Source organism: Streptomyces sp. A1277 (assembly GCF_004795015.1).
Classification (GTDB): Bacteria; Actinomycetota; Actinomycetes; order Streptomycetales; family Streptomycetaceae; genus Streptomyces.
In genome coordinates, this window is the sequence record NZ_SSBI01000049.1 from 16134 (window position 1) to 42913 (window position 26780).

The 26780-nt window shown below is 72.3% G+C and carries 24 protein-coding genes, 1 other RNA gene and 3 pseudogenes; 12 read left to right on the forward strand and 16 right to left on the reverse strand.

Going from position 1 to position 26780, the window contains the following annotated elements; all coding sequences use genetic code 11:
- The first annotated feature begins 25 nt into the window (after nucleotides 1-25).
- Together E6R18_RS27395 and E6R18_RS27400 are read left to right on the forward strand one after the other, a co-directional pair.
- Entirely contained in the window at nucleotides 26-1102 is a 1077-nt protein-coding gene (locus E6R18_RS27395; protein WP_136319572.1) for a Zn-dependent alcohol dehydrogenase, read from the forward strand.
- A 50-nt stretch (nucleotides 1103-1152) separates the two neighbouring features.
- Nucleotides 1153-2094, forward strand: coding sequence for a 3-oxoacyl-ACP reductase (locus tag E6R18_RS27400; RefSeq protein ID WP_136319573.1), 942 nt, complete (start codon nucleotides 1153-1155; stop codon nucleotides 2092-2094).
- A 394-nt stretch (nucleotides 2095-2488) separates the two neighbouring features.
- Here E6R18_RS27400 and E6R18_RS27405 read toward each other — a convergent pair whose 3' ends face one another.
- Nucleotides 2489-3829 (reverse strand): hypothetical protein, encoded by a 1341-nt coding sequence (locus E6R18_RS27405; protein ID WP_206308439.1) that lies wholly within the window; start codon nucleotides 3827-3829, stop codon nucleotides 2489-2491.
- Between the two features lie 210 nt (nucleotides 3830-4039).
- Here E6R18_RS27405 and E6R18_RS27410 point away from each other — a divergent pair, with 210 nt between their 5' ends.
- From E6R18_RS27410 to E6R18_RS27420, 3 genes are read left to right on the forward strand one after another with little or no spacing between them, the layout of a single operon-like run.
- Nucleotides 4040-4876 (forward strand): Nif3-like dinuclear metal center hexameric protein, encoded by an 837-nt coding sequence (locus E6R18_RS27410; protein ID WP_136319574.1) that lies wholly within the window; start codon nucleotides 4040-4042, stop codon nucleotides 4874-4876.
- Complete coding sequence (locus E6R18_RS27415) at nucleotides 4873-5616, forward strand: C4-type zinc ribbon domain-containing protein (protein ID WP_206308443.1); 744 nt, start codon at nucleotides 4873-4875, stop codon at nucleotides 5614-5616. Before E6R18_RS27410 ends, E6R18_RS27415 begins: the two co-directional genes overlap by 4 nt.
- The gene (locus tag E6R18_RS27420; RefSeq protein ID WP_136319576.1) at nucleotides 5616-6971 is read left to right on the forward strand and encodes a bifunctional RNase H/acid phosphatase; all 1356 of its coding nucleotides are present in this window, start codon (nucleotides 5616-5618) and stop codon (nucleotides 6969-6971) included. The genes E6R18_RS27415 and E6R18_RS27420 overlap by 1 nt, the downstream gene beginning before the upstream one ends.
- Nucleotides 6972-7171: 200 nt before the next feature.
- On the opposite strand, the gene eda is transcribed toward E6R18_RS27420, so the two are convergent.
- Together eda and yaaA are read right to left on the reverse strand one after the other, a co-directional pair.
- Complete coding sequence (gene eda, locus E6R18_RS27425; RefSeq protein WP_136319577.1) at nucleotides 7172-7795, reverse strand: bifunctional 4-hydroxy-2-oxoglutarate aldolase/2-dehydro-3-deoxy-phosphogluconate aldolase; 624 nt, start codon at nucleotides 7793-7795, stop codon at nucleotides 7172-7174.
- A 64-nt stretch (nucleotides 7796-7859) separates the two neighbouring features.
- Entirely contained in the window at nucleotides 7860-8660 is an 801-nt protein-coding gene (yaaA, locus tag E6R18_RS27430) for a peroxide stress protein YaaA (RefSeq protein ID WP_136319578.1), read from the reverse strand.
- Between the two features lie 265 nt (nucleotides 8661-8925).
- Between yaaA and E6R18_RS27435 the strand changes: the two genes are divergently transcribed.
- From E6R18_RS27435 to rnpB, 3 genes are all read left to right on the forward strand, one after another.
- Nucleotides 8926-10347 (forward strand): RNB domain-containing ribonuclease, encoded by a 1422-nt coding sequence (locus tag E6R18_RS27435; protein ID WP_136319610.1) that lies wholly within the window; start codon nucleotides 8926-8928, stop codon nucleotides 10345-10347.
- Nucleotides 10348-10432: 85 nt separating this feature from the next.
- Nucleotides 10433-10942, forward strand: a complete 510-nt coding sequence (locus E6R18_RS27440; protein ID WP_136319579.1) for a TetR/AcrR family transcriptional regulator — start codon at nucleotides 10433-10435, stop codon at nucleotides 10940-10942.
- Between the two features lie 66 nt (nucleotides 10943-11008).
- Nucleotides 11009-11408: RNase P RNA component class A (gene rnpB / locus E6R18_RS27445), an RNA gene on the forward strand.
- 433 nt (nucleotides 11409-11841) lie between these two features.
- On the opposite strand, the gene E6R18_RS27450 is transcribed toward rnpB, so the two are convergent.
- The 7 genes from E6R18_RS27450 to E6R18_RS27475 all read right to left on the reverse strand — a co-directional run bounded on the left by E6R18_RS27450 (nucleotide 11842) and on the right by E6R18_RS27475 (nucleotide 19594).
- Nucleotides 11842-12936 (reverse strand): alpha/beta hydrolase, encoded by a 1095-nt coding sequence (locus tag E6R18_RS27450; RefSeq protein ID WP_136319580.1) that lies wholly within the window; start codon nucleotides 12934-12936, stop codon nucleotides 11842-11844.
- 222 nt (nucleotides 12937-13158) lie between these two features.
- Nucleotides 13159-13641: a DNA starvation/stationary phase protection protein gene (locus E6R18_RS35055; RefSeq protein WP_240799869.1), complete on the reverse strand. Its 483-nt coding sequence runs from the start codon at nucleotides 13639-13641 to the stop codon at nucleotides 13159-13161.
- Between the two features lie 109 nt (nucleotides 13642-13750).
- Nucleotides 13751-13921: a hypothetical protein gene (locus E6R18_RS35060; protein WP_240799870.1), complete on the reverse strand. Its 171-nt coding sequence runs from the start codon at nucleotides 13919-13921 to the stop codon at nucleotides 13751-13753.
- Between the two features lie 733 nt (nucleotides 13922-14654).
- Nucleotides 14655-15347, reverse strand: coding sequence for an SDR family NAD(P)-dependent oxidoreductase (locus E6R18_RS27460; protein ID WP_136319582.1), 693 nt, complete (start codon nucleotides 15345-15347; stop codon nucleotides 14655-14657).
- A 123-nt stretch (nucleotides 15348-15470) separates the two neighbouring features.
- On the reverse strand, nucleotides 15471-15794 hold the full coding sequence (locus tag E6R18_RS27465) for a putative quinol monooxygenase (protein ID WP_136319583.1): 324 nt from the start codon (nucleotides 15792-15794) through the stop codon (nucleotides 15471-15473).
- A gap of 55 nt (nucleotides 15795-15849) precedes the next feature.
- Nucleotides 15850-16674, reverse strand: a complete 825-nt coding sequence (locus tag E6R18_RS27470) for an alpha/beta hydrolase (RefSeq protein ID WP_136319584.1) — start codon at nucleotides 16672-16674, stop codon at nucleotides 15850-15852.
- 160 nt (nucleotides 16675-16834) lie between these two features.
- The gene (locus tag E6R18_RS27475; RefSeq protein WP_240799871.1) at nucleotides 16835-19594 is read right to left on the reverse strand and encodes a LuxR family transcriptional regulator; all 2760 of its coding nucleotides are present in this window, start codon (nucleotides 19592-19594) and stop codon (nucleotides 16835-16837) included.
- Nucleotides 19595-19773: 179 nt separating this feature from the next.
- Here E6R18_RS27475 and E6R18_RS35065 point away from each other — a divergent pair.
- A pseudogene (locus E6R18_RS35065) lies at nucleotides 19774-19961 on the forward strand (helicase); the annotation flags it as partial.
- Between the two features lie 149 nt (nucleotides 19962-20110).
- Here E6R18_RS35065 and E6R18_RS27485 read toward each other — a convergent pair.
- Entirely contained in the window at nucleotides 20111-20860 is a 750-nt protein-coding gene (locus E6R18_RS27485; protein ID WP_136319586.1) for an SDR family oxidoreductase, read from the reverse strand.
- A 128-nt stretch (nucleotides 20861-20988) separates the two neighbouring features.
- On the opposite strand from E6R18_RS27485, the gene E6R18_RS27490 reads away from it, so the two are divergent.
- A complete protein-coding gene (locus E6R18_RS27490) occupies nucleotides 20989-21423 on the forward strand; it encodes an Rrf2 family transcriptional regulator (RefSeq protein ID WP_136319587.1) in 435 nt (144 codons plus the stop codon).
- A gap of 187 nt (nucleotides 21424-21610) precedes the next feature.
- On the opposite strand, the gene E6R18_RS27495 is transcribed toward E6R18_RS27490, so the two are convergent.
- The 3 genes from E6R18_RS27495 to E6R18_RS27505 form a co-directional block, all read right to left on the reverse strand.
- The gene (locus tag E6R18_RS27495) at nucleotides 21611-22852 is read right to left on the reverse strand and encodes a low temperature requirement protein A (RefSeq protein ID WP_136319588.1); all 1242 of its coding nucleotides are present in this window, start codon (nucleotides 22850-22852) and stop codon (nucleotides 21611-21613) included.
- Nucleotides 22849-23208, reverse strand: coding sequence for a hypothetical protein (locus tag E6R18_RS27500; RefSeq protein ID WP_136319589.1), 360 nt, complete (start codon nucleotides 23206-23208; stop codon nucleotides 22849-22851). The genes E6R18_RS27495 and E6R18_RS27500 overlap by 4 nt, the downstream gene beginning before the upstream one ends.
- A 247-nt stretch (nucleotides 23209-23455) precedes the next feature.
- Complete coding sequence (locus E6R18_RS27505) at nucleotides 23456-24913, reverse strand: aldehyde dehydrogenase family protein (protein WP_206308440.1); 1458 nt, start codon at nucleotides 24911-24913, stop codon at nucleotides 23456-23458.
- Nucleotides 24914-25786: 873 nt separating this feature from the next.
- Between E6R18_RS27505 and E6R18_RS35070 the strand changes: the two are divergent.
- Nucleotides 25787-25903: pseudogene (locus E6R18_RS35070) on the forward strand (LLM class F420-dependent oxidoreductase); the annotation flags it as partial.
- Nucleotides 25900-26010 (forward strand): annotated as a pseudogene (locus E6R18_RS27515) (nucleoside deaminase); the annotation flags it as partial. The pseudogenes E6R18_RS35070 and E6R18_RS27515, both read left to right, overlap by 4 nt.
- A 72-nt stretch (nucleotides 26011-26082) precedes the next feature.
- Here the strand turns inward: E6R18_RS27515 and E6R18_RS27520 are convergent.
- Both E6R18_RS27520 and E6R18_RS27525 read right to left on the reverse strand, forming a co-directional pair.
- Nucleotides 26083-26628 (reverse strand): NUDIX hydrolase, encoded by a 546-nt coding sequence (locus E6R18_RS27520; protein ID WP_136319591.1) that lies wholly within the window; start codon nucleotides 26626-26628, stop codon nucleotides 26083-26085.
- Nucleotides 26625-26780, reverse strand: a complete 156-nt coding sequence (locus tag E6R18_RS27525) for a hypothetical protein (RefSeq protein WP_206308441.1) — start codon at nucleotides 26778-26780, stop codon at nucleotides 26625-26627. The genes E6R18_RS27520 and E6R18_RS27525 overlap by 4 nt, the downstream gene beginning before the upstream one ends.

Genomic DNA, 26780 nt, shown 5'->3' on the forward strand with positions numbered 1-26780 from the left:
CACGACCCGTGAGGGGAACCGCACCATGCGCGCAGCCGTACTGCACGAGATAGGCCAGGACAAGCTCGAAGTCCTCGACGACGTCGAGGCGGTGGGCTTCGGCCCCGGCAAGGTCAGGCTCCGCATCCGGGCCACCGGCCTGTGCCACTCGGACGTGTCCGCGATGAGCGGGGTGCTGCCCCAGCCCGCCCCCTTCATCCCCGGCCACGAGGGCGCCGGCGAGGTCATCGACGTCGGGGACGGGGTGAGCGGACTGAGCGCCGGCGACCGGGTCCTGGTCTGCTGGCTGCCCGCCTGCGGCGCCTGCCCCTCCTGCAAACGCGGCCAGACCCAGCTGTGCCTGGCCGGCTTCCTGAACGCCGGCACGCCCAACTTCAAGCGCCCCGGCGGAGACGTCTTCGGCTTCGCGGGCACCGGCACCTTCACCGAGGAGGTCGTCGTCGGCGCGGGCTGCGCGGTCCCGATCCCCGACGACGTGCCGTTCGAGATCGCCGCGCTGATCGGCTGCGGGGTCACCACCGGCCTCGGCGCCGCCATCAACACCGCTCAGGTGGAGGCCGGTTCGTCGGTCGCCGTGATCGGCTGCGGCGGCGTCGGCATCTCCACCGTCCAGGGTGCCCGGGTGCAGGGCGCCGCCCAGATCGTCGCCGTGGACCCGGTCGCCTCCCGGCGCGAGGCCGCGCTGCGCTTCGGCGCGACCGAGGCCGTCTCCCCGGAGGAGTTCGCGGACGCCAAGCAGCGGATCACCGGGGGCGAGGGCTTCGACTACGTCTTCGAGGTCGTCGGCAAGTCCGCCACCGCCCGCACCGCCTACGAGAACACCCGGCGCGGCGGCACCCTCTGCATCGTCGGCGCGGGCGCCCTGGACGACCACTTCCAGGTCAACATGTTCGAGCTGTTCTTCGACGAGAAGCGCATCCTGCCCTCCATGTACGGCGGAGGGGACGTGCTGCGCTCCTACGAGCGGGCCATCGCGCTCTGGCGGGCCGGCCGCATCGACCTCGCGTCGATGATCACCCACCGGGTGCCGCTCGAAGGCATCAACGACGCCCTCGAACAGATGCGGACCGGTGCGTCGCTGCGCACCTGTGTCGAGCTCTGAACCCCGCCCGCCCCGCCGTCCGTTGTCTCCCGAGAGGAACCCGAGAACCGATGTCACTTCCCCTGGACGGACTGACCGCGATCGTCACCGGCGCCGGGCGCGGCCTCGGACGCGCCGAGGCGCTGGAACTCGCGCGGCTCGGCGCAGCCGTCGTCGTCAACGACTACGGGCAGCCGGGCCGCGACGGCTCGGGCGAGGCGTCGGCCGCCCCGGCCGAGGAGGTCGCCGATGAGATCCGGGCGTCCGGCGGCCGGGCCGTCGCCCACCTCGGCGATGTCTCCGACCACGAGCAGGCCCGCGCCCTGGTGGAGCTGGCCGTCCGGACGTACGGGCGGCTCGACGTCCTCGTCAACAACGCCGGCATCCTGCGCGACCGGATGATCTTCTCGATGACCGAGGACGAGTGGGACTCGGTGATCCGGGTCCACCTCAAGGGCCACTACAACACCACGCACTTCGCCGCCGCGCACTGGCGCGCCCGCTCCAAAGCGGTGGGCGGCCCGGTCTACGGCCGGATCGTCAACACCTCGTCCGAGGCGTTCCTCGCCGGGTCGGCGGGCCAGCCCAACTACGCGGCGGCCAAGGGCGGCATCGTCGGCCTGACCACCTCCACCGCCCTCGCCCTGGCCAAGTACGGCGTCACCGCGAACGCGATCTGCCCGCGCGCCCGGACCCGGATGACCGAGGACGTCTTCGCGGGCTTCGCAGAGCCGGAGGACGGCCGGCTCGACGCCCTGGCGCCCGAGCACGTCTCGCCGCTCGTCGGCTACCTGGCCTCACCGGCGGCCGCCCGCGTCAACGGCCAGCTGCTCGTCGTGCACGGCGGGATGGTCGCGGTCGTGGAACGCCCCCGGGTGGCCGCGAAGTTCGACGCGACGAAGGAGGCGTTCTCCTTCGAGGAGCTGGACGAGCTGCTGACCCCGTACTACGCGGACCGCCCGCCGAACGAGACCTTCGCGGCGGCCGAGGTGCTGGGCCTGAAACGCGACTGACCCCGCCCGGTGCGAACAGAGGAGCGCCCCCGCAACCGGAACCGCGTGGCCGACTGCGGGGGCACCCCTTTCCCCTCCGTTGTTCTCCCGGCGGGCGGGTCAGGCCGCCGCGCTGCCTTCCTCCGCGGGACGGCGGTGACGGCCGGCCGGCCGGGCCGCCGAGTCGTCCATCGCCACACCCCCTCGGTGCTTTCCGGAGCCGCCGGCTTCGGCCCGTTGCGCGTCCGCCCCCGGCGGGCGCGTCTGGGTCGTGTCGGTGCGGGCTTCAGACATGTGGGAAGTCACCCCGTTGTGATCGCTTACGTGTGTGTCAACCGGAGCGCCACGCCACCGCCATCCGGGAAAGGCCACGGTCGGTGACCGAGACGCACGGTTGCGTGAGCCCGGCCCAAGCTTAGTCAGGAGCCGTACGCCCCATGAGAGGCGCCTGCCCCAACGGAACCGGCGTACACACAGGAGGAGGCGCCAGAGCCGCGGAAGGTTGCGTACCGCTTTCGCCGCAGCCGGGACCGCCCGCCGGCTCCACCTCCTCCGGCATCTCCAGCAGCGCCACCGCGCAGGCCGTATCCCCGTCCGCGTAGGGCAGCTTGAGCACGCCGTCACGGGACCAGACCCCGCGGCCCGCCAGCCAGCCGCCGGGCGCGGCGAGCTGGTGCAGCCTGCGGCCCGCCGGACGCCACACCCCGACCCAGCCGCCCGCAGCGCCGTCGATGCGCAGGGCCACCGCGCAGCTCTCCGGCATCAGCATCTGACCCGGCTGCACGGCGAACGGCTCCACCGCGCAGTCCGGCAGGCGCAGGCACTCCGGAAAGCGCACCGGCAGGCAGCTGCCGAGTACGCCCCAGCCGAGCCTGTCGTGTCCGGGCGCGTCCGAGCGGATCAGCAGCAGCCCGCTGTCGGGATCGGCGAGCAGCAGCCGGTCGTTGCTGCCGGGCGCGATCTGGAGCAGCGGCGTCATCTCCGCGCCCCGCCCCAGGTCCACCGCGACCGCCTTCACCGGGCCGCCGCCGGCCGGTTCCCGGTCCAGGGCCAGCAGCCGGCCGGCCCGGTCCAGCCAGACCCCGCCGGAGCAGCGGCCCGGCAGATCCGCGACCTGCTCGGGCCCGGACACCCCGCCGGCCACCCGCCACAGAGCGGTGGAGTACGCACCGACCGACATGGCGTACGCGCTGACGCCGTCCGGCGAGGGCGGCAGCAGCGTCAGCTCGTCGCACTCGACGGCCCCCAGCATCAGCTCACCGGTGCCGGGCCCGGTCGGGTAGAGCAGCGAGAAGGTGTGCCGCTGCGCGACCCGCCGCCGGATCAGCACCCGCCCGTCGGCGAGCGGCAGCACCTGCGACTCGGCGTCCTCCGGCTGGTTCGTGGGCAACGGCACGGCGTACGGCTCGGGCCCGTCGAGCGTCCAGCGCTCGGCGAACCAGGCGGTGTCGGCGCTCGCGCCCGCTTCCACGGACTCGGGTGCGGCCGTCAGCCGGGCGCCGTACGCACCGTCGGCGGTGAGCGTGAAGGCGGGCAGGACCGTTTCGGCAGGGGCGGCCCGCATGCGGCCGGCCTCCGCACGGCCGGCCCCCTCCGCGCCGCCCGCCCCGCCGGCCGCTCCGGGATCGCTCGACTCCGGCTCCGGCTCGGGCTCCGGTTCCGCCGGCCCGCCGCTCCCGGTCGCCTCGGCGGAGCCGCCCCCCTCGGCGGGCCCCTCCGCGAGTGCGGTCCCGTCCTCGATGGCACAGGCAGTCATCGACTCATCACCTCCGGCAACCGAAGCTAGTTTTCGCACTTCCAGCCGAACAACACGAGACCCCCCACTTCACACATAAGGGTGGTGATGGCCGGATTCCGCTGTGGGGTCGCGGGCGGGTGTGCTTCGCGAGGGGCCGCTCCCGGGCCGCGGGCGGGCGGTCCGTTCCCGGGGCCCCCGGGGACGCGGCGGGCAGGTAGCCTTTCCTCCGTGCCCCGTCTGTCTGATGTCATCTCCGAGCTCGACGCCCTCTGGCCGCCCGAGCGGGCCGAAGGATGGGACGCGGTCGGCACCGTCTGCGGTGATCCGGACGCCGAGGTCCACCGGGTGCTCTTCGCCGTCGACCCCGTCCAGGAGATCGCCGACGAGGCGATCGAGCTGGGCGCGCACCTGATCGTGACGCACCACCCGCTCTACCTGCGCGGTACGACGACGGTCGCGGCGGACACGTTCAAGGGCCGGGTCGTGCACACCCTCATCCAGCAGGGCGTCGCGCTGCACGTCGCCCACACCAACGCCGACACCGCCGACCCCGGTGTCTCCGACGCCCTGGCCGCCGCCCTCGACCTGCGCGTCGAGCGTCCCCTCGTACCGGACCCGGCCGACCCGGCGGGCCGCCGGGGGCTCGGCCGGATCTGCGTGCTGGACCACCCCGAGACCCTGGGCGCGTTCGCGGCCCGCGCCGCCGCCCGGCTGCCCGCCACCGCGCAGGGCATCCGCCTCGCCGGCGACCCGGACGCGCCCGTGCGCACCGTCGCGGTGAGCGGCGGATCGGGCGACAGCCTCTTCGACGCGGTGCGCGCCGCCGGCGTGGACGCCTTCCTCACCGCCGACCTGCGCCACCACCCGGCCTCCGAGGCCACCCAGCACTCGCCGCTCGGCCTGGTCGACGCGGCACACTGGGCCACCGAGTGGCCCTGGTGCGAGCAGGCCGCCGCACAGCTCGACGCGATTTCCGACCGCCTCGGATGGGACCTGCGGGTCCACGTCTCGAAGCAGGTCACCGACCCCTGGACCGCCCACCACTCTTCTGGAGCCCCCAACTGAACGCCGCGCCCGCCGACCAGATCCGACTTCTCGACGTCCAGGCGCTCGACCAGCGCCTCTCCCAGCTCGCGCACCGGCGCAAGTCCCTGCCCGAGCACGCCGAGATCGAGTCGCTCACGGCCGACCTCTCCCAGCTCCGCGACCTGCTCGTCGCCTCGACGACCGAGGAGAGCGACACCGCCCGCGAGCAGACCAAGGCGGAGCAGGACGTCGACCAGGTGCGCCAGCGCGCCGCCCGCGACCAGCAGCGCCTGGACTCCGGCGCGGTCACCTCGCCGAAGGACCTGGAGAGCCTCCAGCGCGAGATCACCTCGCTCGCCAAGCGCCAGGGCGACCTGGAGGACGTCGTCCTGGAGGTCATGGAGCGCCGCGAGTCCGCGCAGGAGCGGGTCACCGAGCTGACCGACCGCGTCGCCGCCGTGCAGGCCAAGGCGGACGACGCCACCGCCCGCCGGGACGCCGCGACCCAGGAACTCGACGCGGAGGCCGCCACGGTCACCAAGGAGCGCGAGGTCGTCGCCGGTTCGGTCCCCGCCGACCTGCTGAAGCTGTACGACAAGCTCCGCGCCCAGCAGGGCGGGGTGGGCGCCGCCCGCCTCTACCAGCGCCGCTGCGAGGGCTGCCGCCTGGAGCTCAACATCACCGAGATCAACGACGTGAAGGCCGCGTCCCCCGACACGGTGCTGCGCTGCGAGAACTGCCGCCGCATCCTGGTCCGCACCGCGGACTCGGGCCTGTAGTGAACCGGCCGCGCCAGTTCGTCGTCGAGGCCGACGGCGGCTCCCGGGGCAACCCGGGACCCGCCGGCTACGGCGCGGTCGTCATCGACCCGGAGACCGGCGAGACGCTGGCCGAGGCCGCCGAGTACATCGGGGTCGCGACGAACAACGTCGCCGAGTACAAGGGCCTCATCGCCGGCCTCCGCGCCGTGAAGGCGCTGCTGCCGGACGGTCCGGGGGACGCCGGGGCCCGGGTCCACGTCCGGATGGACTCCAAGCTGGTCGTGGAGCAGATGTCGGGCCGCTGGAAGATCAAGCACCCGGGCATGAAGCCGCTCGCGGCCGAGGCGGCGAGCGTCCTGCCGGGCCTCGCCCTCAGCTACGAGTGGATTCCGCGCGAGCAGAACAAGCACGCCGACCGCCTGGCCAACGAGGCGATGGACGCGGGCCGGCGCGGCGCGCAGTGGGACCCGTCGGCGTCCACGGCCGCCCTCGACGCCCCCCGTTCCTCGGTGGCCGCGGCCCTGCCCCCGGTCGAGGGCCCGCCCGGCGACGCGACGGCCGGCGCGGCGAGGGCCCGAGCGGCGCTGAACCGCCCGGGCACCGCGTCCCGGGGCCCGGCGGGGACGGACGCATCGAGCGACACGACGCAGGACCCGTCCGCGACGGTCCCGGCCGCCGCCGTGTCGTCGGGCCCGACGCCCTCCGACCCCGTCACCCCGCAGGTGGGCTGGGGCGCGGCCCCCGACCTGGGCGCGCCCGCCACGCTCGTACTGCTGCGGCACGGCGAGACCGCCCTCACCCCGCAGAAGCGGTTCTCCGGCAGCGGCGGTACCGACCCCGAGCTCTCCGCCGCCGGCCGCGAACAGGCCGGACGGGCGGCCGAGGCGTTCGCCGCCCGGGGCACCGTGCAGGAGATCGTCAGCTCACCGCTGCGCCGCTGCCGCGAGACGGCCGGCGCGGTAGCGGCCCGGCTCGGCCTGGAGGTCCGGGTCGAGGACGGGCTGCGCGAGACGGACTTCGGCGCCTGGGAAGGGCTCACGTTCGGCGAGGTCAAGGAGCGGTACGGCACCGACCTGGAAGCCTGGCTCGACTCCCCGGACGCGGCGCCCACCGGCGGCGGCGAGAGCTTCACCCAGGTCGCCCGCCGCGTGGCGGACGCCCGCGACCGCCTCGTCACGCGGTACGCCGGCCGCACGGTCCTCGTCGTCACGCACGTCACACCCATCAAGACCCTGGTCCGCCTCGCCCTGGGCGCGCCCCCGGAGTCGCTGTTCCGGATGGAGCTGTCGGCGGCGTCGGTCTCGGCCGTGGCGTACTACGCGGACGGCAACGCCTCGCTGCGGCTGCTGAACGACACGTCCCACCTGCGGTAGCGCGTACGTACCTCCGGGCAGCACAAGGCCCCACCGGCCGGGGGGTGGGCCGGTGGGGCCGAGGCGGTTCCAGCGGGCTGGGGGATGGCCTGCCGGAACCCGGGTCACCCGGCATGCGGGTCACGTCCCCTACAAGGTTTCGTGCCCCGGATACCGGGGAGCATGCATGCCGATGTGCGACGGGTTCCGCGCCGTCGCGCTCAGGCCCCCAGAGCGGCGGCCTCGGCTGCCAGCCGCTCCACCCGCCCCCAGTCCCGGGCCGCCACCGCATCGCCCGGCACCATCCAACTGCCGCCCACGCAGCCCACGTTGGGCAGGGCCAGATACGAGGGCGCGGAGGCGAGCGAGATGCCGCCGGTCGGGCAGAACCGGGCCTGCGGGAGCGGGGCGGAGAGGGCCTTGAGGTAGGCCGTGCCGCCCGCCGCCTCGGCCGGGAAGAACTTCATCCCGGTGATCCCGCGCTCCAGCAGCGCGACCACCTCGGAGGTGGTCGAAACGCCCGGCAGGAACGGCAGCCCGGAGCCCTTCATGGCGTCCAGCAACGAGTCCGTCCAGCCGGGACTGACCAGGAACCGGGCCCCCGCCGCCACGGTGTCGGAGACGTTGCCCGCCGAGATCACCGTGCCGGCCCCGACGACCGCGTCCGGCACCTCGGCCGCGATGGCCCGGATCGCGTCCAGGGCGGCGGCGGTGCGCAGGGTGACCTCGATCGCCGGAAGCCCGCCCGCGACCAGCGCACGGGCGAGCGGCACCGCGTCGGCCGCGTCCTCCAGGACGACGACGGGCACGACGGGGGCGAGGTCCAGCACGGAGGAGGAGGTCATGCGCCCATCCTGCCTCGCGCAAGGCGCGATACGCAACGAGCGTTGCGCAGGATGCAACGCGCTCTCAGTGGATCTCCGTGACGACCACATCGAGCTGCCACGGGCGCCCCGGCCGGGCGGGGGCCTCGCCCTCGACGACGTATCCGAGGTCCCGCAGGACGGTCACCAGCTCGGCGGGCCCGGACGGCCGGGCCCCCGCGACGAGGAGATCGCGCACCATCCGGCCCTTGGTGGCCTTGTTGAAGTGGCTGACCACGGACCGCCTCTCCACTCCGTCCACGACCCGCGCGTGCAGCACCCGCACGCTCGCCGTGCGCTCCGCGACCGCACCCTTGGGCCTCCAGGCCGCCGCGTACGCGGACGAGCGCAGGTCCAGCACCAGACCTCCACCCGCCGCCTCGGGCATCACCTCGGCCATCGGCGTACGCCAGAACGCCCCGAGCGCGCCAAGGCCCGGCAGCTTCACCCCCATCGAGCAGCGGTACGGAGGAATCCGGTCGCCCACCCGTACCGCCCCCCACAGCCCGGAGAACACCAGCAACGACGTCCCGGCCCGGCGCCGGGCGGCAGGGTCGAGGGAGGCGAGGCCGAGCGCGTCGTACAGCACACCGGTGTACAGCTCCCCGGCCGGCCGCGTACCCGCCGTCCGCAGCCCGGCGTTCTTCGCGACCTCACCGCGCAGCCCCTCGCTCAGCCCGAGCACCTCCCGGGCCTTCTCCTCGTCGCCCGCACACAGCTCCACGAGCCCGTCCAGCACGGCGGCCCGCGCCTCGGCCAGCCCGGGCAACGAGAGCGACTCGGGCTTCAGGGGTGCCCCGCGCCCCGAGGCGGCCTTTCCTTCGGAGGGCGGCAACAGCACGAGCACGGCGGTTCTCCTTCATACGTACGGATAAGGGGCGCCGACCACGGCGTACGGACCGTGCGGACGCCCCGGAGCCAGCGTACGGGGGCGGAGCACACGGGCCCTCGCCGGTCGGGACGGCCGGCGGCAGCCACGGACCGCGGTCCGGATGAGCCGTCGCGGCGGTCGCGGGAGCCGAGCCACCCGGGACACCGAAATGCCAGGACGCCGGGATGCCCCGCACTCCACCCCGCCCTACGCTCGATCCATGCCCCGCCGCCACCTGCACATGACCGGCGCAGCCGACACCCCGCTGCGGGCGGCCCTGCGCGGCCTGCGCACCGGGCTCGCGCTCCCCGACGACTTCCCGCCCGCCGTGCTCGCCGAAGCGGCGGACGCGGCGCGGAGCCCGGAACTGGCCGGGCACGAGGACGCGACGGACATCCCGTTCCTCACGATCGACCCGCCCACGTCCACGGACCTCGACCAGGCGATGCACCTGGAACGGCGCGCCCACGGCTACCGCGTGCACTACGCCATCGCGGACGTCGCCGCGTTCGTCCGCCCGGGCGGCGCGCTCGACGCCGAGGCCCACCGCCGGGTGACGACCCTGTACTTCCCCGACGGCAAGGTGCCGCTGCACCCCGAGGTGCTCTCCGAGGACGCCGCCAGCCTGCTGCCCGGCCGGGTCCGCCCCGCGGCGCTGTGGGAGATCGACCTCGACGCGGAGGGCCGCGCGGTGACGACCCGGGTGCGCAGGGCCCTCGTACGCAGCCGGGCCAAGCTCGACTACGCGGGCGTGCAGCGGCAGATCGACGCGGGCACGGCCGAGGAACCGCTCGCGCTGCTCAGGGACATCGGCACACTGCGAGAGGAGCAGGAGGTCGCCCGGGGCGGCATCTCCCTCAACGTGCCCGAGCAGGAGATCACCGAGCACGACGGCACGTACGGCCTCACCTACCGCGCCCCGCTGCCCGCGGACGGCTGGAACGCCCAGATCTCCCTGCTCACCGGCATGGCGGCGGCCCGCCTGATGACGGAGAGCGGCACCGGCATCCTGCGCACGCTCCCGGTCGCCCCCGACGGCGCGGTGGCCCGGCTGCGCCGCTCCGCCGAAGCCCTGCACATCGACTGGCCGCACCACGTCCCGTACGCCGAGGTCGTCCGCTCGCTCGACCCGAAGCGGACCAACCACGCGGCGTTCCTCCAGGAGTGCACGACCCTGCTGCGCGGCGCCGGCTACACGGTCTTCGACCACGGCGACCTCCCCACCCCCGCCGTGCACGCCGCGGTCGCCGACCTCTACACCCACTGCACCGCACCCCTGCGCCGCCTCGTGGACCGCTACGCCTGCGAGCTGTGCCTCGCCGCCTGCGAGGACCGCGACCCGCCCGAATGGGTCCTGGCCGCCCTGCCCTCCCTGCCGAAGGAGATGGCGGAGGGCACGAGGCGCGCCAACACGGTGGAGCGCGAGAGCGTGGACCTGGTCGAGGCGGCGCTCCTCAAGGACCAGGTGGGCGCGGTCTTCGACGCGTACGTGGTGGACGTGAAGGACAACGAACCCACCACGGGCACCATCCACATCGACACCCCGGCCGTCGTCGCCCGCGTCGAGGGCGGCCCCGCCCGCCTCCCCCTGGGCGGACGCCTCCGGGTCCGCCTCACCCAGGCCGACCCGGGCACGGCGAAGGCCCTGTTCACCCCGGCCTGAGGGCGACCGCCGCCCTCCATCTCGTACGATCGCGAGTTCGGCCCCGCGCCCCCGCGCACCGCGCCCGTACGACGGAAGGACCGGCGTGACCGACCGCGCCCGCCAGATCCAGATCCTGGCCGCCGCCCGCACCCTCCTGGAGCAGGAGGGCCCCGAAGCGCTGACCATGCGCCGGCTCGCCGGCCGGGTGGGCATCACGGCGCCGTCCCTCTACAAGCACTTCCCGGACAAGTCGTCCGTGGTGAACGCCCTGGCCGACGCGATGCTGCGGGAGACCGCCCAGGCACTGGAAGCAGCGGAGTCCGCCTCCCCGGGCTCCTTCCCGGCCCTGGCCGCCGCCTACCGCGCCCACGCCCTGGCCCACCCCCACCTCTACCGCCTCACCACCGCCCGCCCCCACCCCCAGGAACTGGAAGAACGCGCCGCGGCCCCGCTCTTCCGCGCCCTGTCCCACGACGAGGCCCGCGCCCGAGCGGCCTGGGCCTTCGCCCACGGCATGGTCGTCATGGAACTGAACGGCCGCTTCCCCACCCCCGCCGATGTCACCGCGGCCTGGACGGCGGGGATCACCGCCTTCGCCGCGAGCGGCCTCTGACCTCCGGCACCGTTCCCGCCGGACCGGTGCCCCCGGCCGGGCGGGTAGCATGGTCGGCACGGCAGACGAGCCGGGCGGACGGCCGCGTGAGGATCTTCGGACCCTCCCGAGGAACGTCCGGGCTCCACAGGGCAGGGTGATGGCTAACGGCCACCCGGGGTGACCCGCGGGACAGTGCCACAGAAAACAGACCGCCCGGGACTTCGGTCCCGGGTAAGGGTGAAACGGTGGTGTAAGAGACCACCAGCGCCTGGGGTGACCCAGGCGGCTAGGTAAACCCCACCCGGAGCAAGGTCAAGAGGGAGCACCCCGGTGCTCCTGCGCGAACGCTTGAGGGCTGCCCGCCCGAGTTCGCGGGTAGACCGCACGAGGCCGGCAGCAATGCCGGTCCTAGATGGATGGCCGTCTCCCCGGCCGCCGCGAGGCGCCCGGGCGACAGAACCCGGCGTACAGCCCGACTCGTCTGCCGCCACCTGCGGTTTCGTCTTGGAAAATGGGATGGATACAGCGGTGCTCCTGAAGCCGCGCAGCCTGGGCGCCCGCTCCGCCGGCGAGCGTCGGGGGCCGCGCGGCCTGTGAATCGGCCTCGGGACTGGTAGGCGCGCATGTTGAGGTGCCACGTATTCGTCAGCCGAGACGTGTTCATGACCCGACGGGGTAACGGACGGTGATGCTCTGGAGCCTCGCCCTCCACCGTTGACCTTTTTGTGACTGCGAGCTTCCGTCTGGCCGTCGGCGGCCTGGAGGAGTTCGCGTGTGACGCGGGTCGCGGGGGTCGAACGCAGGGTGGCGAGTTCGTCGTCGATGTCAGCGGCCGTGGCTCGGTATCGGACCTTCGGGAATTGCGACGGGGTACGCCAAGCGCCCGGGGCGGCCGGAGGCCCCGGGCACGGCAGGGGTCAGGAGCCCTCACGGAGGCCGGTGTAAAGGTAACGGCCGGCCTGGTCGACGGCCGCCTTGGCGGCGTTGGTCTCGCTGAGGGCGTCGAGCAGGGCGAAGTCGTGGATGGTGCCCGAGTAACGGACGGTGGTGATGTCGTTGCCGGCCGCGCGCAGCTTGGCGGCGTATGCCTCGCCCTCATCGCGCAGGACGTCGGCCTCGTCGGTGATGACCAGGGCCGGAGGAAGGTCCTTCAGCTGGTTCAGGCTGGCCCGCAGCGGTGAGGCGAGGATCTCCTTGCGGTCCTTCTTGTCGGGGGCGTAGGCGTCCCAGAACCACTGCATGGCCTTGCGGGTCAGCCAGGGACCGTCGGCGAACTGGCGATAGGAAGCGGTGTTGAAGTTGGCGTCGGTGACGGGGTAGAGCAGCACCTGCTCACGCAGTGCGGGTCCGCGGCGCTGCTTGGCCATGAGGGTGACGGCGGCGGTCATGTTGCCGCCGACGCTGTCACCGGCCACTGCCATGCGCGAACCGTCGACGTTGATCTCGTCGCCGTGCTCGGCGACCCACTTGGTGGCCGCGTACGCCTGCTCGATGGCGATGGGATAGCGGGCTTCGGGGGAGGGCGTGTAGTCGACGAAGATGACCGCGGCCTTGGCCTTGTCGGCGATCTGCCGCACCAGCCGGTCGTGGGTGTCCTCATTGCCCAGGACCCAGCCGCCGCCGTGGAAGTACATGACGGCGGGGAGCTTGTCGCTCACGCCGGCCGGGCGGACGATCCGGATCTTCACCTCGCCGGTGGGACCGACCTTGAGGGTGCGGTGGCTGATGTCGGCGGGCAGTTTGCCGACCGGCCCGGCCTGGGCGTCGTCGAGCGCCTTGCGGGCATCGGCGTAGGAGAGCGTGTAGATCGGCGGGTTCTTGGCGGCCGCGTCGGCGAACGCCTGAGCGTCCTTTTCCAGCACCACATCCGAGCTCTTGGCGGACGAGGCCGCGGACGGTCTGGAGGTGGAAGGGGACGCGGAGGCGTGGACCGCGATCCCGCCGGCGACGACGAGGGCGGCCGCCGCCGCTACGGCGATGGTGCGGTTGATACGGGTACGGCTTGCGGACATCGGTGACTCCTGTATGGCGATTTCGGATATCCGCACCGGCCGCCGAGCGAACGGCGTGAGCCTGGCGGCCGGTGCGGCGAACTGAAGCTGATTCGGGAACTGATCGGGGACTTACGCGGTCGCTGATCGCGTGGTGTGGGTTCAGTGGGTGTGAAGGTGCGGTGTCGTCACGGGCGCCCCGCCTCTTGGGGCGTGGTGCGGATGGTGGGCGTGGTCCGCCGTTCAGTCCGTGTGGGAGGCGCCCTCGGCCGCGAACATCCAGCGCTGCTTCTCGAGTTCGGCGGTGATCGAGACCAGGAGGTCCTGGGTGACCGGGTCGGCCCCCTCGGTGGCGTCGATGCGCTCGCGCAGCCGTGTGGCGGCGGCCCCCAAGGTCTCGACCATCATCTCGACGGCGTCGTCGTCGCGTATCCAGCCGTCCTTCGGGCCGGGCAGCGCGAACGCCGAGGCGATCGTCTCCGGCCGGCCGTCCGGCGGCAGACCGAGCGTCGCGGCCCGTTCGGCGACCGTGTCGGCGGCCTCGCGGATCACCGTCACCAGTTCGTCGAGCTGCAGGTGGACGGAGCGGAAGCGAGGCCCCACGATGTTCCAGTGCGCCTGCTTCCCGATCAGCGAGATCCCGAGGAGATCCACGAGGGTGCTCTGCAGCGCGCTCCCGGCGACCTGACGGGCCGCATCGGGGATCGTGCTCTTCATGACAGTCATACGGCGGTTCTCCTTGTGTAATCGGCTCCGGCGATACGGAGCAGTGCGACACGTTCCGGCGGCGGGGTGAGCGGTGGGCCCGCTCCCCGGGCGTGGTCGTGGCGTGGGTTCAGGCGGTGTGGAGGGTGATGGCGGCCTGGGCGGCGTCGGTGTCGCGCAGGGCGTTGAGCTGAAGAAGTCGTGGATGATGCCCGGGTAGCGGGTAGCGGGTAGCGGGTAGCGGGTAGCCCGTCGACCACGAGGTGGATCCGGTGGCCGACGTCCCTGCTTCGTGTTCCACCAACTCGGTGGTTCCCACTGTCCGCGACGGCCGAGTACGAGCCGACCGACCGGAGTGGGCACGACCTCCACGCCGGTGAAGCCGCCGGCCCGCAGCTCCGCGGCCAGGTCCTCCGCGCTCACAACAGGCGGGACCCCGCGGCAGTCGGCGACGAGCGCGTCGAGGGATGCGCCCAGGCGGGCGGACGTCGAGTCGTCGGCCGGCGCGGCGAGTTCCTGTGCGAGAAGCAGACCGCCCGGGGCGAGTGCGCGCCGGATGGCGGCCAGGGTGGACTCGCGGGTGTGGCTCGGGAAGAATGCCTGGGCCCAGGAGCAAACACCGTAGACCGCATCGTCATCGCGCTCCCGGGCATCGGAGTGCCGGATGTCCAGGCGTGCGGCCACACCGGCGGCCCGGGCGCGTTGCCGCAGTTCCTCGACGACGTCGGAAGCACGCTCGACCGTGACAGCACGCAGGGCGGGGTACTCCACCAGCGCACTCAGCACGGCTCCGCCGACCCCGCTGCCGACGTCCAGCAGGGGACCGCCGGCGGCCAGCCGGTCACGGTGCGCCGGGAGCGCGTCGTAGGCCATCACGAACATGCTGCGCGCGGCCGCGGTGGACCGGATGACAAAGTGGTCTCAGGGGCTTGGCGACTGAGTCCTGATTCCCTCGGTGCGGGCCCGTCGGCCCTGACCGGTGCGCCGGGTGGGGTGTGGTTGCCAGGACTGTCGCGGGGTCGGGCCTGCCGCCGTCACCAGGGGAGTGCGCCGGCGCGGTCGGTCACCGTGCCGGTGGGCGTGTCGGGCCCCAGGGTGGCGATACGCACCGCCGCCTCCGCGCCCTCCTCGACGCTCTGCCCGATGTGGCCGGTGAACTCGGTCGCGGTCTGGCCGGGGTCCACCGCGTTGAAGCGGACGTCGGGGATCGTCCTGGCGTACTGCATGGTCAGCATGGTGACCGCGCTCTTCGACGAGCCGTAGGCGGCGAGCGGATACTGCGACTCGACCCGCTCCGGGTCGTGGGTCAGCGTGAACGACCCCAGACCACTGGTGACGTTGACGACGGACGGGGCGGCCGCCTTCCGCAGCAGGGGCAGGAACGCGTGCGTGACGCGCACCAGTCCGAAGACGTTGGTTTCGTAGACGTGGCGGACCTGGTCGGCCGTCATGTCCTCAGGTGCGGTCACTTCGCCGAGGATTCCGGCGTTGTTGACGAGAACGTCCAGGTGGCCGGCCCGGGCGCGCAGCGTCTCGACCGCCGCGTCGACCGACGCGTCGTCGGTCACGTCCAGCTGGACGAAGCCGGCGCCGAGCCGGTCGGCGGCCTTGCGTCCGTTCCCGGCGTCCCGGGCTCCGATCCAGACCGTCTGGCCCGCCTGGACCAGTCGGCGCGCGATCTCGTGGCCGAGGCCCCTGTTGCCGCCGGTGATCAATGTGGTGGTCACGTCGTGTCACTCCTGTGCGTGTCTTCGGAGCGGGTGCTCCCGGAAAGCGGTCACCGGGAGCACCCGCGGGATCGGTTCGCGGCGGTGTGGCCCGCCGGCGTCGGTGCCGGCGGGCGTCCGGCGCTAGTGGGCGGGGCGGAACGGGCGCAGCAGGCGGATGCCGTCCTCGATGGATCCGTCGATCAGTTCGAGCATCTGCGGGACGAGTTCCCGCATCCGGGGCGCGGCGAGGTGGGCGTCGAGGTGGGCGCGGGTCTCCCAGCGTTCGTAGATGACGAATTCGCCGGGTCGGCCCTCGACTTCGTGGGCCTCGTAGTCGATGTTGCCGGGGTCGTTGCGCGAGGGGGTGACGGCGGCGGTGATGAACGCCTTGAGGTCGGCCTCCCTGCCCGCCTGCGCCTTCGCGTCCCAGATGACGGTCACGTAGCCGGTGGGGGTTGCGGTCATGGTCATTTCTCTTCTGTTCCGTGCTGGCGGGTTGTGTGTCGGTACCGGGCCGGTGTCAGCTCTCGATGAAGTCGAGGAGGTCGGCGTTGACGGTGTCGGCGTTGACGGTGCACATGCCGTGCGACAGTCCCGGGTAGACCTTCAGGCGCGCGTTCTTGACCAACGTGATCGCCATTTCGGCGGAGTTGGCGATCGGGACGATCTGGTCGTCGTCGCCGTGCATGATGAGCGTGGGCACGTCGATCGCCCGGAGGTCGTCGGTGAAGTCGGTCTCCGAGAACGCCTTGATCCCCTCGTAGTGCGCCTGCGCACTGCCGGTCATCCCCTGACGCCACCAGTTCTGGATGACGCCCTGGGACACGTCCGCGCCCGGGCGGTTGAACCCGTAGAACGGCCCGGAGGCGAGGTCGAGGTAGAACTGGGAGCGGTTGGTGGCCACGGCCTCGCGGAAGCCGTCGAAGACCTCGACCGGCAGCCCTCCCGGGTTCGATTCGGTCTGGACCATGAGCGGCGGGACCGCTCCGATGAGGACGGCCTTGGCGACCCGCCCGGCACCGTGCCTGGCGACGTACCGGGCGACCTCTCCGCCACCGGTGGAGTGGCCGACGTGGACGACGTCGCGCAGGCCGAGGTGCGCCACCACGGCGGCGGCGTCCGCCGCGTAGTGGTCCATGTCGTGCCCGTGGCCGACCTGGGCGGAGCGCCCGTGCCCGCGGCGGTCGTGGGCGATGACACGGTAGCCGTGCTGGACGAGGAACAGCAGTTGGGCGTCCCAGTCGTCCGAGCTCAGCGGCCAGCCGTGGTGGAACATGACCGGCCGGCCCGAGCCCCAGTCCTTGTAGAAGATTTCGGTTCCGTCGCTGGCGGTGACGAACGGCATGGTCTGCTCCTCGTGGTCTCGCCCGGGTGCCGGGCGGATTCGCTGTCTCCACGAGAATGGCTCGGCCACCGTACCGACAGCCTCCGTCAGCTGACTGACATCCGGCCGACGGCTCGCTTACGTCAGTACCGGGGCGGTGCTGAGACCCGACCGGTAGCTCTCACAGCCGGGTGGCCGGAAGTTCGGGAGGCAGCGCCTCCAGCGCGTCGCGGAGCTCGGCCCGCGATGTGATCCCCAGCTTCGGGAACACATGGTAGAGATGCGACGACACGGTCCGCGGCGAAAGGAACAGATGCGACGCGATCTGCGGGTTCGACAGCCCCGTCGCCGCCAGCCTGGCGACCTCCAGCTCCTGCGGGGTGAGGGCCTCACCGGCCTTGCCCCGGCCGGTCCGCGTCATGCCGGTGGCGCGGAGCTCCGCCGCGGCCCGGGCCTCCCACGAACGGGCCCCGAGTTCCTCGAAGCGGTCGCGGGCGGCGGCCAGCTGCACCCGGGCGTCACGGTTGAGTCCTTGCCGGCGAAGCGCTTCGCCGTACGCCAGACGAGCATGGCCGACCTCGAAGGGCCACTGCTCGACACCCGGCAGCGCGAGTGCCTCCTCGAAACACCGGACCATGTCCTCGGCAGCCGATGTCATCGCCGTGACCGTGGCCGTGCTCAGCGCGAGCCGCGACGAGAGGTGACCGACACCGGCGTCGCGTAGCGCGTCCGCGTGCCGTCGCGCCTCCGCGTGCCGCCCGGTGCGCACGGCGGCCTCGACGAGGTCCGGCGCGGACCACACGGCCTCGGGGTTGAACGGCGGCAGCACACCCGGGGCGCAGATCGCCGTGGCGTGCCGGAACGCCGTCTCGAAGTCGGCGGCGCCGAGGGCCGCCCGGGCCGCCGCCTGGTGGGCGCAGTTCTCCAGCCGCCGCAGTCCCCTGGGCCCCGACCACTCCCAGACGGCCTCGCAGTGGCGGCGGCACGCGTCGAGGTCGCCGCGCTGGGCCGCGGCCATTGCAGCGACGTAGTGCCCCACCTGGGCGAACAGGTGGTACCCCGTCTCCTCGGACAGTGCGATGAGCTCGTCCGAGGCGTCGGCCGAGGACTGCCACCGGCCGGCGTACAGGTCGTCCAGCGCGATGAACATCAGGGCCGGCATGCTCGACCCCACCGCGCCGCCGTCGCGTACGACCCGGGACACGGCCTCGCGACAGCCCGGAAGCCGGTCGAGGTACGAGGCGGTCAGGGCGGTGCGGATGACCACGTCGGCGTCACTCTGGTCCCTCAGCCGCGCGATCTCCTCGTCCAGGCGGCGCAGCATGCCGTCGGTGACGGAGCCGAGGTCGTGGTGGACGCGCCCCAGCGACGCCGCGGCGGCGGGCGCCGCCTCGGGGAACCGGGCGAGCACATCGACCAGGGGCTGCCAGTGCTCGGGCCGGCCCGAGTACTGGCTGGCGAGCGTGAGGGTGAAGAGCGCGGTCTCCAGCTCGCCGGACGGCGGACCGGGCGACATCTGCGCCTGCTCGATCGCCTCCATCAGCAGCGCGTGGGCGGTGTCGGCGTCCCCTTCCGTGACGAGCACGAGGAAGCCGGCCGTCGCGGCCGCCGAGAGCGACCGGGCCGCCGGATCGCCCTCGACCTCACGCATGATCTCGTGGCTGACCTCCAGATGACCCGCGACCCAGGCGGCGACGTAGGCGGCCTGCGACAGGCGGCGTCTGCGGACCGTCCGGTCGGGGCTCAGCTCGGCCGCGCGCCGCAGCCTCGCGATCGCGCCGTCGGCGTCACCGCGTCGCAGGCTGCTCCGGGCCGCCGACTCCACGACGGCGGCGACCGCCTCGTCGGGCGCCGTCGTGGCTCTCGCGAGGTGATCACCGCGCCGCTCGGGCTGGTCGGCCAGCGCGTCGGCCAGCCGGCGGTGGGCGCTGCGCCGCTGTTCGCCGGTGGAACCGTCGACCACCGCGGACCTGACCAGCGGGTGCCTGAAGCGCACCGCGCGGCCGTTCTCCGCGACCATGACCAGGTGGTCTCGCTCCGCGGGAGCGAGCTCGTCGAGCCCGCCCGGCCCGCCGGCCGCCTCGAGAATGCCGATGTCGCCGGAGCCCTCGAGAGCCGCGAGCAGCAGTACCTCGCGCGTTCTCTGCGGCAGTCGTCCGACGCGGGCGCCGTATAGAGCGCGCACGTCCCGCCCCTGGCCGCTCGCCCACCCCGCCCCTTGGCCGTGTTGGTCGCCGGATGCCCCGGTGGATCCGGCGAACTCGAGCAGAGCCAGGGGGTTGCCCTGCGCCTCGTGCGCCACGGTCGAAAGGACCCGACGGGGGAGGTGGGCGAAGCGCCGGGACAGCAGTCGCAGGGCGTCCGAGTCACCCAGCGGCGCGATCTCGAGCTCCGGCAGACCGGTGGACCGGAAGGATTCGTCGGACTCCGTCCGCCCTGCTCCGAGCAGCCCGATGCGGCGATCGCCCAGTCTTCTGGCGACGAAACCCACCGCAGCCCGGCTCGCCTGGTCGACGGCATGAAGGTCATCGACCACGAGGAGCAACGGCCGCTCCTTCGCGGCCTCGTCGAACAGGGACAGTGCCGCGTTCAGGACGGCGATCCGGCTCGGCGCGGGACCGGCGCCGAGACCGAGGGCGACCTCGAGGGCCTCCCGCGTGGAACGCGGCAGGCGACCGAGCTCGTCCGGCAGCGAGCCGACGAGCTGATGGAGCCCCGCGAAGCTGATGTCCGTCTCGTACTCGTCGCCGCTCCCGCGGACCACCCGCATTCCCTTCGCGGCCGCCAGTTCGGCGGTCGCGTCCAGGAGTGCCGTCTTCCCCACGCCCGGATCACCGGTGAGCAGCAGGACGGCTCCGTCCATCCCGGCCATGTCCAGGAACGCCGCAAGCTCGGCGAGCTCGCCCTCCCGGCCGACCAGCCCAGTCGGGCCGACACCCATGCCTGTACTTGACTTCGCCCACATCCGCCGCGTCCCTCGCCGTACCTCGCGAAGCAGTCGAACCACCAGCCACGCACCTGACCAGCAATTATCGCACCCCCGGGCAAACGGAGCGTGAAACCATCTGCTTCGCCGACACCCGCAGCTCCCAGACGAAGATCATGCAGAACACCAGCCGGGCGACCATCTCGGCCATACTGCGCACCCGGGTCTACCGACCCGGATCCCTGATCTGGCCGCAGGGCTGACAAGCCCTGCGGCGCTGGCGAGCCGAGAACGAGATCACCGGCCTCTACGCCGTCCCGTACGGCACGGGACCGGGGTTGGCACGACGAAGGCTTCTCCGCTCGGGAGGTGGCTTCACCAGAGCCCTTGCGGGAGATCAGTGCCTGGATACAGCGGCGTCGCAGCTCACCCCGCACAGAGCCATTCGAGTCGTACGCCTTGTCGCGGGTCGTCGGCGGTGCGCGTCCCGAAGGCGCGATGTCCTTCGGGACGCGCGGCAGGGGTCCGGGTTCAGGCGTTGTAGCCGCCGTGGGCGTCCAGCACCGCACCCGTGATGTATGACGCGGCGGGGCTCGCCAGGAAGGCGATCGCCGCGGCGATTTCGTCGGGGTGTCCCATGCGTTGCAGGGACAGCGAGCTGACCAGGGCCTTGAGGGTCTCGGAGTCCGGCGGTTGCATGCCGCCCTCCATCAGTCCGGCCTCCACGACGTTGGCCGTGATGTTCCGGGGCCCGAGGTCGCGTGCGACGCCCATGGTGTACCTCTCGATCCCGGACTTGGTCGCCGAGTAGTCGGCAAGGCCGGGGGCCCCGACCCGGGAGCCCAGTCCGGAACTCACCGTGATGATGCGACCGCCCGTGCGCAGCACTCGGGAGGCGGCCCGGATGACGGCAATCACGCCGAGGTAGTTGGTGGCGTGCATCCGGTCCAGGGCGGCGGTGTCGGCGTCCGAGTCGTCCACCGTGCCAGCCACGGAGATCGCCGCGTTGTTGACGAGGATGTCCAGGCCGCCGAAGTGCGCGACCACGTCGTCGATCAGCGCCGGCGCCCGGCTCGTGTCTGCCTGGTCGGACTGGAAAGCGACGGCCTTGGCTCCCTTGCCGTGCACCTCGTCGACGACGGCCTGCGCCTGCTTCTCGGAGCTGACGTAGGTGAAGGCGACGTCGGCGCCCTGCTCGGCCAGCAGCCGTACGGTCGCGGCTCCCAGTCCGCGCGACCCCCCGGTGACCAGGGCGACCTTGCCCATGAGTGGCTTGCTCATTCTTCTCACCTCGTTGATTGACTCTTCCTGGCAGTCGCAACGCTAATTGTTACGACTTGCTTTTGCAACCTTTACTGTTACGACTGCGTTGTCGTAACATAAAGCGTTGCGGCCGAGAGGAGGGGTTCATGAGTGCCAACAGCAGGTTGACCATTGCCGCCCACGCGCTGGCCTGGATCGGTCTCTACCAGCGCCAAGGCCATGAGGTCGCCACCTCCGAGCAGATCGCGACCAGCGCGAACACCAACCCCGTGGTGATCAGGCGGCTGCTCGGCGAGCTGCGCAGGGCCGGGCTCGTGGACTCCCGGCGGGGCGTGGGCGCGGGCTGGTCGCTGGCGCGGGAGCTGGAGTCGATGACCCTGCTCGACGTGTACGAGGCAGTGGAACCCGGCCCGCTGTTCGCGATGCACCGCACCCCCCCGGACCAGGGATGCGTGGTGGGTTACGGCATCCAGCCGGCCATGCAGGGCATCTACGAGGGCATCGAGGACACCCTGAGACACGAACTGGCCCGCGTCACGCTCGAGAACGTACTTCGGGACGTACTCGCGGCACCTCGCTAGCCTCCCCGTTACGCCCTGATATCGCCCAGATCGCCACCGATGCCCAGGCCAGTGAGGTGCCGAGCGGGTGCGTCCCCGTCGTCGGCGTGAACAATGTGCCGCCGTCGTTGAGCAGGTGCACCGGGCGCACGGCACGGGCGCCCTCGTACGCCGTGCCGGCCGGGTTCCCGCGGCGGCGAGGGTTCCCTCACGGAACTGGCACCGCGACGCCTTCCTCGCCCCTCCCGCGCTCCGGGCTCGCCCCGAGCGCCGTCAGCGTCACCCCGGCTGCCACCGCCAGCGCCGCCACCAGCCCCGCCGCGAGCACCGCCCAGTGACCCAGGAACGTACAGACGACCACCAGCAGCGCCGTGGCCGGCAGCACCGACTGCTGGGCGATCCCCACCTTGTAGAAGCGCGAGTGCAGCGCCCACACCGTGAGCAGGAACAGCGCTGTCGGCAGCGTCACCGCCGCCGACGCCGACAGCGCCGAAAGGTGCGCCTTGCCCACCGCATGCTCCACCGCCACCTCCAGGCCGGCCCCGATCGCGGCACCCGAGACGAAGATCAGGTAATGGCCGTAGCCCCAGAGGAAGGACTGCCGGTTGGACCGGAGGTGCCCGTGGATGGGGACCGCGAAGTACACCCACCAGGCGGCGAAGATGATCAGCAGTCCGCCGGCGGCGATGGGCAGCAACTCACCCAGGGCCTCGTGCTCGTCGATCCCCGACTTCACGGCGACGGTGGCCGCCGCGATGGTCTCGCCGAGCACGATGAGCGTGAGCAGCCCGTACCGTTCGGCGATGTGGTGGGGGTGCCACGGCGTGGGGTGGGCCCGCTCCGCATACAGCGGTACGGCCATCTCCAGCAGCGCCATCACCAGGAAGACCCACGGGCGGCCGGCCTCCGGCAGGGCCAGTAGCCCCAGCCAGCCGATCTGGCACAGCCCGACGGCGTACCGCAGCGCCATCGTCCGCTCGGGGCCCTGGCTCGACAGCGCCACGCGCAGCCACTGCGCCGTCATGGCGAGCCGCATGATCGCATAGCCCAGGATGACGACCAGGTACGCGTGTTCCTCGAACGCCCGGGAGACGCCTGCCGTCAGGACGAGCACGCCGGCTATCTGGATCAGCGTGACGATCCGGTACAGCACGTCGTCGTTGTCGTAAGCCGAGGCGAACCACGTGAAGTTCATCCACGCCCACCAGATGGCGAAGAAGATCATCAAGTAGTTGAGGATCCCCTCGCCCGTGTGTCCCTCGACTATGGCGTGCACCAACTGGGCGCCTGCCTGGGCTATGGCCACGATGAAGCACAGGTCGAAGAAGAGCTCCAGTGAGGAGACGCCGCGGTGGGTCTCGTCGCGGCCTCGCGCCGTGAGCCTGCGCAGTGGTCTGTGGTGTGCGGGCGCCGCGGAGCACACCGGCGGCGGAGCCGGGCTGCTTGTCATCTGGTGAGCCAAGCTCCGAAATGCCGCTGCAGTCGGGGATTGATCTGCCAGACCATCGCTGCTGCCGCCGCCGGGACGAGTACAGCGAGTCGCACCGGCAGGTACAGATCCTCCAGAACAGGGTTCGTGGCCAGGCCCAGCAGGACGATGGTGGGGTAGATACCGCACACGGTGAGGAGCCACAGCTTCCAACGCCGGACGGCGGGCGGAACGGTGGGGCCGAGCCGGGGTTCGGCGTTCGCGGACGCGTTGCGGCTCTGCTCCCGGAGCGTGTGCCGGATGTCTGTCACTGCCGGTGGGCTTGGCAGTCCAGGATCGTCGGCACCGTAGGCATGGGAAACAATTCTCTCGTTCATGGACCACTCCAAATCGAAATGCCGCGTATCGTTTTGATTCCATCGGTTCCTGCGCGACCGAGGCGCTGTCGGCGCTGCGTGATGGGCTGCCCGCACGCAACAGCGGCAGCAGTTGCCGGGTGAGCAGCACAGGGCTCCGTTCGTCGCTCCGGTGACCAGAATCGACGCCTGGCGCAACCTTCCCGCGCAGGGGTCAAGGCCCGACGGCCCGGCGCCCAGGTGGGCGCCGGGCCAGGTCATGATCTGATCACTGAGCGGACTGGGTGTGGTCCTGCTCCACGTACACCTTGAGGGCCTGGAACTCCTCGATCGCGCGCGGGCCGCACAGGTAGCCGTAACCGCTTCCCTTGACGCCGCCCTCCTCGAAGTCCTCGCTGATGGCTCCCCAGGTGTTGATCCATACCGTGCCGGTGCGGATGCGCCGGGCGATCCGGCGGGCCTTCATCGAGTCCGAGCTGAACACCGAGGCGGCCAGGCCGTAGATGGTGGCGTTCGCCTTGGCCACGGCGTCGTCCTCGTCGTCGAAGACCTCGAACGTCTGGACCGGACCGAAGACCTCTTCCTGCACGATCCGGACGTCGGTGCGGTCCACCTCGATCAGGCTCGGCCGGTAGAACGCGCCGGCGGCCAGCGGGCCGTCGGTGACCACACCGCCGCGCAGCAGCACCGTGCCGTACGAGGCGGCTTCCTCGACGATCGCGTCCACCCGCTGGGCGGACGCCCGGTCGATCACCGGGCCGAGCTGGGCCTTCTCGTCGTCGCCCGACCCGAGCCGCACCTGCGCGAGCGCGCCGGTAAGCCGAGTGCGCACCTGGTCGGCGATGTCCCGGTGAACCAGTACACGGGAGCCGGTGCAGCAGAACTGCCCGTTCATCAGCACCAGCGACTGCACCACGGTGGGGATCACCATGTCCAGATCGGCGTCGGGAAAGATCACCATGGGCGCCTTGCCGCCCAGTTCCAGACCGAGCCGCTTGAGTGTGGTGGAGGCCGCGGCCGCGATATGGCGCCCGACCGGCGTACTGCCGGTGTAGTTGATCACGTCGACCTTGTCCGAGGAGACCAGGAACGGGGCCCCGGTGTTGCCGGACTCGGTGAACACGCTGACCACGCCCGCCGGGATCTCCGGGACCGAGGCCAGGACCTGCGCGAAAAGCTCATTGGTCAGTGCCGTCTGAGCCGGAAGTTTGACCACGACGGTGCAGCCGGCGGCCAGCGCCGGGCCCAGTGCCCGCACGGTCAGCATGATGGGGGAGTTCCAGGGAGAAATGATCCCGGCGACACCGAGCGGCTCGGGCACCGAGTGGGTGTACTGGCCGGGTGCCGTCTCGGCGGCGCGCCCGGCGGTCTGGGTGCGCACAGAGGCCGCCGCGTACCGCAGCCACCCGGCCGCACCGCTGACCTCCCACGTGGTCTCACCCAGCAGCTTGCCGTTCTCCCGGGACAACATGGCCGCAACCTCGGGTACCCGGGCCTCGAGGGCGTCGGCCAGCCGGCTGAGTGCTGTCGCCCGGAGCGAGGGAGTGCGCGCCCATTCGGTGGTCGCGAACGCGGCGGCGGCGGCGTCCACGGCGGCCGATGCCTCTGCCTCGCCACCGTCGTAGAACGAGCCGACGACGGTGCCGTCGGCCGGGTTGATCGATTCCAGAACCGAGCCGGAGCCGGTCCACTGTCCGTTGATCCAGTGCTGGGCGATGGTGTTCACGGTCTGCTCCTCGTGGTCTCGCCCGGGTACCGGGCGGATTCGCTGTCTCCACGAGAATGGCTCGGCCGCCGTGCCGACAGCCTCCGTCAGCTGACTGACATCCGGCCGACGGCTCCCTTACGTCAGTACCGGGGCAGTGCTGAGACCCGACCGGTAGCTCTCACAGGGCGGTTCGTGAAGTGATGTCCGTTTCTCGGTGAGGTTGGTGCAGGGCTGCTGGTCGTGGGGCTTCGGGTGGCTACTGCTTCCTGGGCACCCTGTTCCGCTACTGGAGCCCGGTCCAGGAGAACGAACCGTGCCGGGCGTTCAACCTGGCGAAGGACAAGGCACGGGCCAAGAGCGTCATGGTCCCGGAGGCTGCCACCTTCCAAGACCTGCGCGACTGCATGGACGCGGTGCTGATCGCTGCCGGTGTGCCGCCGCGCAGCGTGCAAGGCTGGATGCGGCACGGCACCCTGGCCGAGACGATGGACACGTACGGCTGCGCTCTCGAAGTGGACTGGGAGAACGCGCCCCCTCGTTCGAGGAGTTGTACGGCTTCCCGGCGCAGTCCGGTCTTCCGGAGGCCGCCGCCCTGCCGCCCCAGGCGGAGCGGGAGCAGGCTCGTGCCGGCCTCCTGCTCCGGGCTCCGGCGGGGGCGTTGCGCTCACCGCCGCGCAGCGATGACCAGGTGAGCCACCCACCGTACGGAGTGAGGTCTCCGCCATGACCACGGTTGATCAGCGCCCCGCCCGCCTCGGCGCGCGCAGGTACACACGGCTCCGGCCGCTGTGCACCCGTTGCGCACCGGGCAGGGTGGCGCGGCGCTGCTTCCCAAGTCGTCGCCGGTGGTGCGCAGATCCAGGATCTCCCGCCTGTCGGCGAGCAGCCGGCGGCGCCGACACCGTCGTTCTCGACCCGTACCACGGAGACCCGCAGGACACCCTTCGCCCCCGTGAGGCATGGCGGGCACTGACCGCCGTGGCCACGCACTGGAGGGCACCATCGTGATCAGCACCGCCGGCGAAGCGCTCCTGCGGCGGGCCGCCGCCCTCGCGGCCCGCGCCGTCGCGCTCGGCGACGCGCCCTACGGCTCCGTGCTGGCCAGCCCGGACGGCGAGGCGCGCGCACCCATCGTGGACTACTACCGGTTCTGATACCGGCCCCGACGAAGGGGCGAGGGGCCCCGCTCACCCATCGCCCCACCCCCACGCGTCGAAGTAGGCGGCCGTGCCCGTCCGCCTGGCCGTCATCACCGCTTCGAGGCGGGCGAAGTCCTGCGGGGGCATCAGGGGGTGCCAGTCGGCCAGGGACAGGGCCCGGACGTCGTCGTGCTCGTCCGGGTCCAGGACGATGGCGCGGATCTGCTCGTCCGTGAGCCGGCCGCCGTCGAAGACGCAGCCCGAGGTGCTGAACGGCCAGTCGGGCCCGGGTGGGCCGAAGACCGAGGCCAGCAGGCGGGGCGGGCCCGGGACCTCGATGCCCGTCTCCTCCCGGCACTCCCGCCGCGCCGTCTCCCAGGGGCGTTCGCCGTGGTCCATCGTGCCGCCGGGGAACTGCCACGGGTGCGTCCGGGAGTACGTGGCCCGCAGCTGCACCGGGCGGTCGTGCCCGTCGGTGAAGAACACGCAGGCGAAGCCGGTCGACTTGGGCACCGAGCGGGCGTACTCCTCCGGCGGGAGCATGACCCGCCCGGGCGCCTCACGGGGGCCGGGGAACGCGCCGGCCTCGTTCATGCCGCCCGCCCTTCGCGGTCGATGACGGCGGCGCCGCACGTGACGTGTCCCGGCAGGGGCGTCCGGGCGGCGGGGTCGTCCGCCGCGTCGCGGGCCGGGTACGCGGTCACCACCGTGTGGATGGGGGAGCGGGTGAGGGGCGGTCGGGGCAT